The 12265-nt window shown below is 70.7% G+C and carries 12 protein-coding genes; 6 read left to right on the top strand and 6 right to left on the bottom strand.

Features of this window, described 5'->3' with window-relative positions; translation table 11 throughout:
• The first annotated feature begins 3 nt into the window (after nt 1-3).
• The 4 genes from ACIQZO_RS35305 to ACIQZO_RS35290 all read left to right on the top strand — a co-directional run bounded on the left by ACIQZO_RS35305 (nt 4) and on the right by ACIQZO_RS35290 (nt 2080).
• On the top strand, nt 4-447 hold the full coding sequence (locus tag ACIQZO_RS35305; protein WP_403634529.1) for a nuclear transport factor 2 family protein: 444 nt from the start codon (nt 4-6) through the stop codon (nt 445-447).
• A gap of 131 nt (nt 448-578) precedes the next feature.
• Nucleotides 579-938, top strand: a complete 360-nt coding sequence (gene folB, locus ACIQZO_RS35300; protein WP_403634527.1) for a dihydroneopterin aldolase — start codon at nt 579-581, stop codon at nt 936-938.
• Entirely contained in the window at nt 935-1543 is a 609-nt protein-coding gene (gene folK, locus ACIQZO_RS35295; protein ID WP_403634524.1) for a 2-amino-4-hydroxy-6-hydroxymethyldihydropteridine diphosphokinase, read from the top strand. Before folB ends, folK begins: the two co-directional genes overlap by 4 nt.
• A 48-nt stretch (nt 1544-1591) precedes the next feature.
• A complete protein-coding gene (locus ACIQZO_RS35290; RefSeq protein ID WP_403634522.1) occupies nt 1592-2080 on the top strand; it encodes a DUF3180 domain-containing protein in 489 nt (162 codons plus the stop codon).
• Between the two features lie 147 nt (nt 2081-2227).
• Here the strand turns inward: ACIQZO_RS35290 and folE are convergent, their stop codons facing one another.
• The 6 genes from folE to dacB form a co-directional block, all read right to left on the bottom strand.
• Nucleotides 2228-2836: a GTP cyclohydrolase I FolE gene (folE, locus tag ACIQZO_RS35285; protein ID WP_403634520.1), complete on the bottom strand. Its 609-nt coding sequence runs from the start codon at nt 2834-2836 to the stop codon at nt 2228-2230.
• A gap of 123 nt (nt 2837-2959) precedes the next feature.
• A complete protein-coding gene (gene ftsH, locus ACIQZO_RS35280; RefSeq protein WP_403634518.1) occupies nt 2960-4975 on the bottom strand; it encodes an ATP-dependent zinc metalloprotease FtsH in 2016 nt (671 codons plus the stop codon).
• Between the two features lie 204 nt (nt 4976-5179).
• Nucleotides 5180-5740, bottom strand: a complete 561-nt coding sequence (gene hpt / locus ACIQZO_RS35275) for a hypoxanthine phosphoribosyltransferase (protein WP_030228417.1) — start codon at nt 5738-5740, stop codon at nt 5180-5182.
• 66 nt (nt 5741-5806) lie between these two features.
• Nucleotides 5807-6859: a tRNA lysidine(34) synthetase TilS gene (gene tilS / locus ACIQZO_RS35270; RefSeq protein ID WP_403634515.1), complete on the bottom strand. Its 1053-nt coding sequence runs from the start codon at nt 6857-6859 to the stop codon at nt 5807-5809.
• A gap of 221 nt (nt 6860-7080) precedes the next feature.
• Nucleotides 7081-8223, bottom strand: a complete 1143-nt coding sequence (locus ACIQZO_RS35265; protein ID WP_403634512.1) for a zinc-dependent metalloprotease — start codon at nt 8221-8223, stop codon at nt 7081-7083.
• 38 nt (nt 8224-8261) lie between these two features.
• Nucleotides 8262-9740, bottom strand: a complete 1479-nt coding sequence (gene dacB / locus ACIQZO_RS35260) for a D-alanyl-D-alanine carboxypeptidase/D-alanyl-D-alanine-endopeptidase (protein ID WP_403634509.1) — start codon at nt 9738-9740, stop codon at nt 8262-8264.
• 135 nt (nt 9741-9875) lie between these two features.
• Here dacB and ACIQZO_RS35255 point away from each other — a divergent pair, with 135 nt between their 5' ends.
• Nucleotides 9876-10370 (top strand): inorganic diphosphatase, encoded by a 495-nt coding sequence (locus ACIQZO_RS35255; protein WP_214947725.1) that lies wholly within the window; start codon nt 9876-9878, stop codon nt 10368-10370.
• Nucleotides 10371-10555: 185 nt separating this feature from the next.
• Nucleotides 10556-12196, top strand: a complete 1641-nt coding sequence (locus ACIQZO_RS35250) for a threonine/serine exporter ThrE family protein (RefSeq protein ID WP_403634506.1) — start codon at nt 10556-10558, stop codon at nt 12194-12196.
• Nucleotides 12197-12265: the final 69 nt, after the last annotated feature.

Genomic DNA, 12265 nt, shown 5'->3' with positions numbered 1-12265 from the left:
ACCGTGAGCAGAACCGACATCGAGGCGGTCGAAGAGGTCAACACGGCCTTCTACGAGGCAATGGAGCAGGGGGACTTCGACTCACTGTCGGCGCTCTGGCTGGAGGACGAGATCTCCTGCGTCCACCCCGGCTGGCCGGTGCTCGCGGGCCGCGGCGAGGTCCTGCGCTCGTACGCGCTCATCATGTCGCACACCGACTACATCCAGTTCTTCCTCACCGACACCAAAGTGGCGGTAATAGGCGATACCGCCCTGGTCACCTGTACGGAGAACATCCTCAGCGGCGGCCCCGCCGAGGACGGCGGGGAACTCGGCCCGCTCGTCGGTCAGCTGGTCGTCGCCACGAATGTGTTCCGACGCACATCCGAGGGCTGGCGACTGTGGTCCCACCACGGTTCTCCCGTCCTCACGGAGTCCGACGACGACGAGGACGAGGACGCCTCCTGACCCCTCCGTCGGGATCCGGAGTATTTCGCAGGTAAATTCGAAGACGGACGACGCCGACCGCACTCGGCGCAGGCCCATGGCCCCGGGGAGCCCCGGGACCGGAAGCACCTACGAAAGCAGGAGTGATTCGCGTGGATCGTGTCGCGCTGCGCGGCCTCAAGGCTCGCGGTCATCACGGCGTCTTCCCCCGGGAGCGCGAGGAAGGCCAGACCTTCATCGTCGACCTCGTGCTGCACCTCGACACCCGCCCCGCTGCGGCCGGAGACGACCTGGCGAAGACCGTGCACTACGGGGTCGTCGCCGAAGAGGTCGTCGACGTGGTCAAGGGTGAGCCCGTCGACCTGATCGAAACCCTGGCCGAGCGGATCGCCCAGCAGTGCCTCAAGCACGAAGCGGTGGCGCAGGTGGAGGTCGTCGTCCACAAGCCGGACGCGCCCATCACCGTCCCCTTCGACGACGTGACCATCACGATCACCCGGAGCCGCGCATGAACAACCGATTGAACGCTCAGAGCGACCCCACCGTCCAGCCGGTACCCGCCTCCGTCGTGGAAGCGGTCGACGCGGCGGACGTCACCCTGTCCAACCCCAAATGGGCCGTCATCGCGTTCGGCGCGAACCTCGGCAACCGGCTGGAGACCCTGCAGGGCGCCATCGACGCCCTCGGCGACACCCCGGGTATGCGGGTCAAGGCCGTCTCCCCCGTCTACGAGACCGAGCCGTGGGGCGTCGAGCCCGGCTCGCAGCCCTCGTACCTCAACGCGGTCGTCGCCGTGAAGACCACCCTGCCGCCGTCCTCGCTCCTGGAGCGCGCGCACGCCGTCGAGGAGGCCTTCGACCGCGTCCGCGAGGAGCGCTGGGGCCCGCGCACGATCGACGTGGACATCGTCGCGTACGCCGACCGGGTCTCCGACGACCCGGTCCTCACCCTCCCGCACCCGCGCGCCCACGAGCGCGCCTTCGTGCTGGCACCCTGGCACGACATCGACCCGGAGGCCCGGATCCCCGGTCGCGGAGCGGTCGCCGCGCTGCTGGCCGAAATCGGTCTGGTCGGCGTGACGCCGCGTCCCGACCTGGAACTCCACCTCCCCGAGTAGTCGTTAGTAGCCTGTTCACGGCTACTCGCTGAAATGGGGAACGGGCAAGTGAAGCAACTGAGGCCGGCGGTCCTGGCGGGCATCTTCCTGGTCGCCGGGGTCCTGTCCTGGGCCGGCGCGCGCCTGTGGAACGCCTACGGCATGCTGCCGGGCGTTCCACTGGCCGCGCCGATCGTCCTGGGCGTCATCGCGGTGGTGCTGCTGGCCACCGCCCTGTCGCTGAGGTCCCGCCTCAAGGCCCAGCGCGAGCGCCGACCGGGTGCCAAGGGCGTGGAGCCGCTGATGGCGGCCCGCGCGGTGGTCTTCGGCCAGGCCAGTGCCCTGGTGGCGGCACTGGTGGCGGGCATGTACGGCGGTGTGGGCGTCTTCCTGCTGACCGACGCCCTCGACGTCCCGGCCCGCCGCGACCAGGCCTGGTACGCGGGATTCTCGGTCCTGGCGGGCGTGGCGGTCATCGCCGCGGCCCTCTTCCTGGAACACGTCCTCAAGCTCCCGGAGGACGACGAAACACCGGAGGCCCCGGCCGCCCGCGCCTGACGACGCCGCTCCGGGGCCCCACGGACCTGCACGGGGTGGAACCTCTGGCGTCCGGCGCCCCGGGCCCGCAGCGGCAACGGCAGCGGTTCGAGCGCGCGCCGTACGCCCTCGCTCAGGGGCTCCCGGCCGTCCGGCCCGGGCACCGGTTCAGCGGGCCATGATCAGGCTCATCGCCTCGTTGCGGGTGGCGGGGTCGCGCAGCTGCCCGCGGACCGCCGAGGTGATGGTCTTCGCGCCGGGCTTGCGGACCCCGCGCATGGTCATGCACATGTGCTCGCACTCGATGACCACGATGACCCCGCGCGGGTCCAGGATCTCCATCAGGGAGTCGGCTATCTGCGTGGTGAGCCGCTCCTGCACCTGCGGGCGGCGGGCGAACACGTCCACGAGGCGGGCCAGCTTCGACAGGCCGGTGATCTTGCCGTCGGTGGACGGGATGTAGCCGACGTGGGCCACGCCGTGGAAGGGGACCAGGTGGTGCTCGCAGTTCGACATGACCTCGATGTCCTTCACCAGGACCATCTCGTCGTGACCGAGGTCGAACGTCGTGGTCAGGACCTCTTCGGGCTTCTGGTAGAGGCCGGCGAATATCTCCTTGTACGCCCGCGCCACGCGCCCCGGGGTCTCCAGCAGGCCCTCGCGGTCCGGATCCTCGCCGACCGCGATCAGCAGCTCACGGACCGCCGCCTCGGCGCGCTTCTCGTCGAACACGCCGATCGTGCCCTCGTCGCCGGTCAGGGTCACTGGGTCCGTCATTGCATCCTCGTTCCTGTGTGCCTGTGCACTCGCACTCGCGGGCACGTGAAAATGAAAGTGCCGCGCCCCCCAGGCTAGAACCTGGGGGGCGCGGCTTCCATTCCGGGTGGACGGGCTCGCGGACTAGTCCGTGAGCTCCTCCGGCGATGCCTCGGGGGCCTTCTCCACCGACACGGTCGACGTGCCGTTCGCCGAGTTCGTCAGCTGGAGCTCCTTGGGAGAGAGCACCGGCGGACGGGTGGAGGGGGTGCGGCGGGAGGAGCCGGTCCACGCGGGACGGGCCGGACGCTTCACGATCGTGGAGAAGATCTCGGCGATCTGCTCCTTGTTCAGCGTCTCCTTCTCCAGCAGCGCGAGAACCAGGTTGTCGAGGACGTCACGGTTCTCGACGAGGATCTCCCAGGCCTCGTTGTGCGCGGTCTCGATGAGCTTCTTGACCTCTTCGTCGACCAGCGCCGCGACCTCTTCCGAGTAGTCCCGCGGGTGCGACATGTCGCGGCCCAGGAACGGCTCGGTGTTGTCGCCGCCGAACTTGATCGCACCGAGACGCTCGGTCATGCCGTACTGCGTGACCATGGCCCGTGCCGTGGCCGTGGCCTTCTCGATGTCGTTCGCCGCGCCCGTGGTCGGGTCGTGGAAGACCAGCTCCTCGGCCGCGCGCCCGCCCAGCATGTACGCCAGCTGGTCGAGCATCTCGTTGCGCGTGGTCGAGTACCTGTCCTCGTCGGGCAGGACCATGGTGTAACCCAGGGCCCGGCCGCGGGACAGGATCGTGATCTTGTGGACCGGGTCGGAGTTCGGGGAAGCCGCCGCGACGAGGGCGTGGCCGCCCTCGTGGTACGCGGTGATCTTCTTTTCCCGGTCCGACATGATCCGGGTCCGCTTCTGCGGACCCGCCACGACACGATCGATCGCCTCGTCCAGCGCGTGGTTGTCGATCAGCTTCTTGTCCGTACGGGCGGTCAGCAGGGCCGCTTCGTTCAGGACGTTGGCGAGATCGGCGCCGGTGAAGCCGGGCGTGCGCCGGGCAACCGCGCCCAGGTCGACGTCCGGAGTGACCGGCTTGCCCTTTCCGTGGACCTTGAGGATCTCCAGACGGCCCTGCATGTCCGGACGGTCGACCGCGATCTGGCGGTCGAAGCGGCCGGGGCGCAGGAGCGCCGGGTCGAGGATGTCCGGACGGTTCGTGGCGGCGATCAGGATGACGCCGCCCTTCACGTCGAAGCCGTCCATCTCGACGAGCAGCTGGTTGAGGGTCTGCTCGCGCTCGTCGTGACCGCCGCCGAGACCCGCACCGCGGTGCCGGCCCACAGCGTCGATCTCATCGACGAAGACGATCGCCGGCGCGTTGGCCTTGGCCTGCTCGAACAGGTCGCGGACACGCGAGGCACCGACACCGACGAACATCTCGACGAAGTCGGAACCGGAGATCGAGTAGAAGGGGACACCCGCCTCGCCCGCGACGGCACGCGCGAGCAGGGTCTTACCGGTGCCGGGCGGGCCGTAGAGCAGCACACCCTTGGGGATCTTGGCGCCGACGGCCTGGAACTTCGCCGGCTCCTGGAGGAACTCCTTGATCTCGTGGAGTTCCTCGACGGCCTCGTCCGAACCCGCGACATCGGCGAACGTCGTCTTCGGGGTGTCCTTGGTGATGAGCTTGGCCTTGGACTTCCCGAAGTTCATGACCCGGGAGCCGCCGCCCTGCATCTGGTTCATCAGGAACAGGAAGACAACGACGATGAGGACGAAGGGCAGGAGCGAGAGCAGCACGCTCAGGAACGGGCTGGTCTTGTCCGGCGCGACCTTGTAGCCGTCGGGGATCTGGCCGGCTTCGTACTTCTTCTGGAGATTGTCCGCGAGCTGAACGCCCTGGTCTCCGATGTAGTTGGCCTGGAACTTGCTGCCGGAGTTGTCGCCGAGCTTCTGGTCCTTCTTCAGCTCGACCTTGATCATCTGGCTGTCGCCGGTGGTGAGCTCGGCGCTCTGCACCTGGCCGCTGTTGATCGCCTTGATGACCTCGCTGGTGTCCACCGTCTTGTAGCCGCCGCCGGAGCCGACGACATTCATCAACACGACCACGGCGAGGACGGCCAGCACGATCCACATGACCGGCCCACGGAAGTATCGCTTCACGTCCATCCATACGGGGCGCCAGGCGCCCCGTCCCTCCTGCCCGTAGGTAAATGCTGCTGTGAGTAAAGACTGTTCTTCGGAATGTACCCCTGTATTGTCACCCGCGGCCTCATGCGACGGCTGACAGACCCGCCTTCCCCTGCTTCAACGGCGGGAATCGCCCCCAGGTTCCCCGCGGGCCTGCCGGGGTTCCCGGGAACGTGAGCGGGATCAGCCGCCGTAGACGTGCGGGGCGAGCGTGCCGACGAACGGCAGGTTGCGGTACTTCTCCGCGTAGTCGAGGCCGTAGCCCACGACGAACTCGTTCGGAATGTCGAAGCCGACCCACTTCACGTCGATCGCGACCTTCGCCGCCTCGGGCTTGCGCAGCAGCGTGACGACCTCCAGGGAGGCCGGCTGGCGCGAGCCCAGGTTCGACAGCAGCCAGGACAGCGTCAGACCCGAGTCGATGATGTCCTCGACGATCAGGACGTGCTTGTCCTTGATGTCGGTGTCCAGGTCCTTGAGGATCCGCACCACGCCGGAGGACTGGGTCCCGGCGCCGTACGAGGACACCGCCATCCAGTCCATGGTGAGCGGGGTGGACAAGGCACGCGCCAGGTCCGCCATCACCATCACGGCGCCCTTGAGCACACCGACGATGAGCAGGTCCTTGCCCGCGTACTCCGCGTCGATCTTCGCGGCCAGCTCGGCCAGCTTCGCGTCGATCTCTTCTTTGGTGATGAGCACCGACTGGAGGTCGCTGCCCATGTCCTTCTCGTCCACCCGCATCACTTTCGTTGTCGGCCGGGGCTCCGGGGGGCGCCCCCGGAGGACTCAGCCGTGTTTCAGCACCAATCAGCCCTGCCGGATGACCAGTCTGCCACCCTGCCGCTGGGCCTCGACCCGGCCGGGCAGGTTGATGGCGCCCTGACCGCGCCATCCGGTGATGAGGCGGTCGACTTCTTCGATGTGGCGGGCGAAGAGGGAGCCCGCGGGGGACCCGGCCGCGACCACGGCCCTGCGCAGCACACGGCGACGGACGGCCGGGGGCAGGGCGTACAGCTTGGCGCACTCCAGTCGCCCGTCCGCGTCGCGCACACCGGTCTCCGCCTCCGCGGCCCAGGCGTCCAGGGCGTCGGCGTCGTCCCGGGAGAGCTGTGCGGTGCGGGCGAGTGCCTCGACGACTCCCTTGCCGAGCGCCTTCTCGAGGGCGGGCAGTCCCTCGTGGCGCAGCCGGGAGCGGGTGTAGGCGGGGTCGATGTTGTGCGGGTCGTCCCAGACGGGGAGGGACTGGACCATGCAGGCCTTGCGGGCGGTCTGCCGGTCCACCTGGAGGAAGGGGCGGCGGTAGCGGTTCGTGCGACCGGCGGTGCCGGGACCGCCGGAGACCTCGGGCATCCCGGACAGCGAGCGGATGCCGGAGCCGCGGGCCAGGCCCAGCAGGACGGTTTCGGCTTGATCGTCACGGGTGTGGCCGAGCAGCACGGCGGCGACGCCGAGCCGTTCCGCGGCCTCGTCCAGGGCGCCGTAGCGGGCGTCGCGGGCGGCGGCCTCGGGTCCGCCGTCACGGCCGACGCGCACGGCGACGGACTCCACCGGGTCGAGGCGGAGTGCGGTCATGCGGCTGACGACCTCGGCGGCGCGCAGGTCGGAGCCGGGCTGGAGGCCGTGATCGACGGTGATGCCGCCGGCCCGGATGCCGAGTTTGGGGGCCTCGAAGGCGAGGGCCGAGGCGAGCGCCATGGAGTCGGCGCCGCCGGAGCAGGCGACGAGGACGAGCGGCAGGGAGCCCCCGGCGCTGCGGGGGGTGGCGGGACTGCCTTGGTGATCGGTGAGGTCGGTGAGGACGTCGTGGAGTACGCGGCGGACCGCCAGGCGTATCGCCGCGACCGCAGGATGGGGACCCATGTCCGGTGCCCTTCGATGGAGTTCGGATGCCTCGGAGGCGTTGGGGTGGTGTGCTGGGGTGCTTCCCGGCCGCCCCCGCGGAACGGGAGGATGTCACTCAGAGTGCGTCGATGGTGACAGAACCGAGGCGTTCCCCGAGCATCGCACGCCCTTCCACGCCCCACGGTCCCTCGGACGGGTGACGCTGCTTCCCCCAGTGAGACATGTTTACGCCCCCCGTGTCACTCCGCTTCGCTCTGTTCGCTCCCCTTGCTGTGCACCCGCGCCACCCAGTCGGCGGGCCTGGCGATCTCGGCCTTGGTCGGCAGTGTGTTCGGGGAGGTCCACACCCGGTTGAAGCCGTCCATGCCGACCTGGCCGACGACGGCGCGCACGAACCGCTCGCCGTCGCGGTACTGGCGCAGCTTGGCGTCGAGGCCCAGCAGCTTGCGCAGCGCGGCGTCGAGCCGGCCGGCGCCGCTGGCCCTGCGCTGCTGGAACTTCTCGCGGATCTCGGCGACCGAGGGCACCACCTGGGGGCCGACGCCGTCCATGACGAAGTCGGCGTGGCCCTCCAGCAGGGACATGACGGCGGTGAGCCGGGCCAGGATCTCGCGCTGCTCCGGGGTCTGCACGAGCTCCACGAGGGAGCGCCCCTCGTCGCCGCTCTCGGCGTCCGGGCGGGCGCCGGCGAAGGACTGGGCGGCCTCGCGGATGCGCTCCAGGACGGTGCTCGGGTCCACTTCGGTGGCGCCCAGGAACGTCTGGATTTCGCCTTCGAGGTGGGCGCGCAGCCACGGGACGGCCGTGAACTGTGTACGGTGCGTCTCCTCGTGCAGGCAGACCCACAGCCGGAAGTCGTGCGGGTGCACCTCCAGCTCGCGCTCGACGTGCACGATGTTCGGCGCGACGAGCAGCAGCCGCCCGCCCGCTGCGGAGGCCGGCAGGTCCCGGGAGACCGGCGCGAAGGTCTCGTACTGGCCCAGGACCCGGGAGGCCAGGAAGCTCAGCAGCATGCCCAGCTCGACGCCGGTGATCTTGCCGCCGACCGCGCCGAGGACGGCTCCGCCGGGGGCGCCCGCCCGTCGGTCCTGCATCTTGCCCAGGAGCGGCTGGAGCAGCTCGCGGAAGCCCGCGACGTTGGCCTTGACCCAGCCGGCCCGGTCGACGACCAGGACGGGCGTGTCGGGGACGGCCGCCCCCGCCGGGATCATCCGGGTGAACTCGCGCACGTGCTGCTCCGAGGTCCTGGCGTGCCGCCGCAGCTCCGCCACGACGGCCCTCGCCTCGTCCCGGGTCACCTCCGGGCCGGGTCGTACCAGTCGGATCGCGGTCGCCACCGCGAGGTTCCAGTCGACCATCTCCGCACCACTGATGCTCGTCATGCGTCAACCGTACGTGGACCGGCCCTTCTGCGGACCCCCTACGAAGCGCTCGCGACGGCGGCGGCCAGCTTGTCGAGGGCCTTCTCGGCGCCCTCGGGGCCGGGGCTGTTCGCCGTCAGGAAGGCGAAGGCGAGCAGTCTGCCGGAGGGGTCGACGACGGTTCCGGAGAGGGAGTTGACTCCGGTGAGGGTGCCGGTCTTGGCCCGGAGCAGGCCGGCGGCCGGGGAGCCGCCGGCGTTGCGCGCCTTCAGGGTTCCGGTGAATCCGGCGACGGGCAGTCCGGTGAGCACCGGCCGCAGCTCCGGGCGCTGCGGGTCGGCGGCCTTGGCGAGGAGTCCGGTGAGCAGGCCCGCGCTGAGCCTGTCGGCGCGGTTCAGGCCGCTGCCGTCGGCGAAGCGGGAGCCGGTCGTGTCGACGCCGAGGGAGGTGAGCCGGTCGGTGACGGCCTTCTCCGCGCCGTCGAAGCTCGCGGGGCGGCCGGAGGCGAGGGCGGTCTGCCGGGCGAGGGCCTCGGCGATGTCGTTGTCGCTGTTGGTCAGCATCCGCTCGACCAGCCCGGCGATCGGGGTGGAGAGGGTGACGGCCAGCGGCTGGACGCCGGCGGCGGCCTTGGCCCGGGCGGGTTCGCCGGTGACTTTGATGCCGCGTTCGGCCAGCAGGGTGCGGAAGGCGCGGGCGGCGTCCTCGGAGGGGCCCTCGCTCCGTTGCACGGGCCCGGAGGTGGATTCGTCGGGGCGGCCCTCGTCGGCCGTCAGGGCGGTCACCGGAGCGATGTTCGGGTTGACGCCGATCGGGTGGCGGGCGGGGCCCGCGTAGAGGCTGTCGTCGTACGCCAGGGTCACGGTGTCGGTGCCGGCGGCCTTGAGGGCTTGCGCGGTGTCAGCGGCGAGGGCGACGAGGCTGCCGCCGGATCCGGCGGGGCTCTTCTTCTTCGCGGTGAGCGAGGGGTCGCCGCCACCGACCAGGACGATCTGTCCGGGGGCGGCGCCGGGCGCGACCGTGGTCCTGATCCGGTGCTCGGGCCCGAGGGCGGCCAGCACGGCCGCGGCGGTGGCGATCTTGACGGTGGAGGCGGGGGTCATGACGTCCCGCGCCCCGGACTCGTAGAGGACCTGCCCGGTGGCGGTGTCGACCACGGACGCGGTACGGACGGTGCCGAGCGCGGGGTCGGCGAGCAGCGGCTTCAGCGCGGCGGCCAGCCCCCCGGCGGAGGCGGGCGCGGCGGGCGCCGACTGCGCACGCGGGACTCCGGGGCCGATGCCGCCGAGCACCCCGGGAGCGCTGGGCGCGGCCTGCGGCAGGTCCCCGGAACGGGTCCCGCCACCGTGATCTGCGCCACCCGTACGGCCCCAGGAGGCGGCGCTGTCCCGCTCGGCCTTACGCTGGCCGGAGTCCCAAGGACCGGCGGCGGCCACCGCTGCCACCGACAGGGCCAGGCCGGCGACGGCCGAACCCGCGATGAGCTGCCACGTCTTGTCCAATGGCACCTCGGACCAGCCCCTTTCGCGATCACACATATGCGTGAGGGACACTTAACCACTGCGTCTTGCCGCGAGCATGGCACCCCACCCGGCAGGGCTGGGCCGGACGCGCACGCAGTTTTGAATCGACGCAGTCCCGAAGCAATGCAGCTGATCATGGAGGAGCAGGACGTGGAGTTCGACGTCACCATCGAGATCCCCAAGGGTTCGCGGAACAAGTACGAGGTGGACCACGAGACCGGCCGGATCCGCCTGGACCGTCGCCTCTTCACCTCGACCAGCTACCCGGCCGACTACGGCTTCGTCGAGAACACCCTCGGCGAGGACGGCGACCCGCTGGACGCGCTGGTCATCCTGGACGAGCCCACCTTCCCGGGCTGCCTGATCAAGTGCCGCGCCATCGGCATGTTCAACATGACGGACGAGGCGGGCGGCGACGCCAAGCTGCTGTGCGTGCCGGCCTCGGACCCGCGTGTCGAGCACCTGCGCGACATCCACCACGTCTCCGAGTTCGACCGCCTGGAGATCCAGCACTTCTTCGAGGTCTACAAGGACCTGGAGCCGGGCAAGTCCGTCGAGGGCGCGAACTGGGTCGGCCGCACCGAGGCCGAGGCCGAGATCGAGGCCTCGTACAAGCGCCTGGAGGCGCAGGGCGGCCACCACTGAGCTCGCGCTCAGCGGTAACGGGCCGGGGTAGTCCCCCGCGCCCCTTGTGACATGGCGGGCGGTATCCCCCCGGGGGATACCGCCCGCTGTCGCGTTCGCGGGCCCCTGTGGCGGGCAGCAGGGTATGCGGTGGGAGGAATCGATTCCGCATACTGATACCCGGGTGATCACGGACAGGAGGACGCGTGGCGGAGGCCGACGAGGCAGAGGACAGGAAGCCCCAGTCCGACGAGGCGCGCAGCGCCTTCACGCCGCCGCCCGGTATGGAACCGGAGGCTCCCGAGGAGGATCAGCCCACCTCGGAATTCGCCCTTCCGGCGGGCGCCGGTCCGGTGCAGCCCGAGCCCGAGGGGTCGGCCTTCGCCGCCCCGGCCACCTACCGGGCCGCGAACTCCCCGGCCGCCTACACCCCCGGCCAGGGCTTCCCCGTCGCGCAGATGAAGGAATCGCCCTGGCAGGACCGGATGCGCACGATGCTGCGCATGCCGGTCGACGTCCGGCCCGTACCGGATCTGGTCCAGAGGCAGAGCGAGACGGGCCCTGCCGTGGGCCGCGTGCTCGACCTGACCCTGCGCATCGGCGAGCTGCTGCTCGCGGGCGGTGAGGGCGCCGAGGACGTGGAGGCCGCGATGTTCGCGGTGGCCCGCTCCTACGGGCTGGACCGCTGCGAGCCGACCGTCACCTTCACCATGCTGTCGATCACCCACCATCCCTCGCTGGTGGGCGACCCCGTCTCGGCCAGCCGGACCGTGCGCCGCCGCGGCACCGACTACAACCGGCTCGCGGCCGTCTTCCGGCTCGTGGACGACATCAGCGCCCACGAGATCGACGTGTCGTTGGAGGAGGCCTACCGGCGCCTCGCCGAGATCCGCCGCAACCGGCACCCCTACCCCGGCTGGATGCTCACGGCCTCCGCCGGACTGCTCGCCGGCGCTGCCTCCACCCTGGTCGGCGGCGGGGTCCTCGTGTTCTTCGCCGCAGTGATCGGCGCCATCCTCGGCGACCGCCTGGCCTGGCTCTGCGCCGGGCGCGGGCTGCCCGAGTTCTACCAGTTCGTGGTCGCCGCGATGCCGCCCGCGGCCATCGGGGTGGCGCTGAACATGACCGGGATCGACGTCAAGGCCTCCGCCGTGATCACCGGTGGGCTGTTCGCGCTGCTGCCGGGACGGGCCCTGGTCGCGGCCGTGCAGGACGGTCTGACCGGCTACTACATCACCGCGTCGGCCCGGCTGCTGGAGGTCATGTACCTGTTCATCGGCATCATCATGGGCGTCCTGGTGATGCTCTACGTCGGGCTGCAGTTCGACGCCTCGCCGCGGCCGGAGGAGGTCCTCCAGATCCAGCAGCGGCCGCTGATCCAGATCGCCGCCTCGATGGTGCTGGTGTTCACCTTCGCGATCCTGCTCCAGCAGGAGCGCTCCACCGTGCTGATCGTGACGCTGAACGGCGCGGTCGCCTGGGTCACCTTCGGGGCCCTGCACTACGCCGGGGGCATTCCGCCCGTACCGTCCACGGCCATCGCGGCCGGGCTGGTGGGCCTCTTCGGGCAGCTCTTCTCCCGCTACCGCTTCGCGTCCGCCCTGCCGTACGTGACGGCCGCCATCGGCCCGCTGCTGCCCGGCTCGGCCACCTACTACGGGCTGCTGCTGATCGCCGAGAACCGGCTGAACGAGGGCCTGGGCTCGCTGGTGAACGCCGCGGCCATCGCGTTGGCCATCGCGATCGGCGTCAACCTCGGGTCGGAGGCCTCACGGCTGTTCATGCGCATCCCGGGGGCCGCGAGCGCCGCCAAGCGCCGCGCGGCGAAGCGGACCCGAGGCTTCTGAGCGGGACCCGTCAGGGGCCCGTACGCGGCCCCGTGCGGGCACACGTACGCCCCGGGGCCTCTTGCGGGC

Source organism: Streptomyces sp. NPDC097617 (assembly GCF_044761485.1).
Taxonomy (GTDB): Bacteria; Actinomycetota; Actinomycetes; order Streptomycetales; family Streptomycetaceae; genus Streptomyces.
The sequence above is the reverse complement of the archived record's forward strand: the minus strand, read 5'-3'. Positions and strand labels throughout refer to the sequence as shown.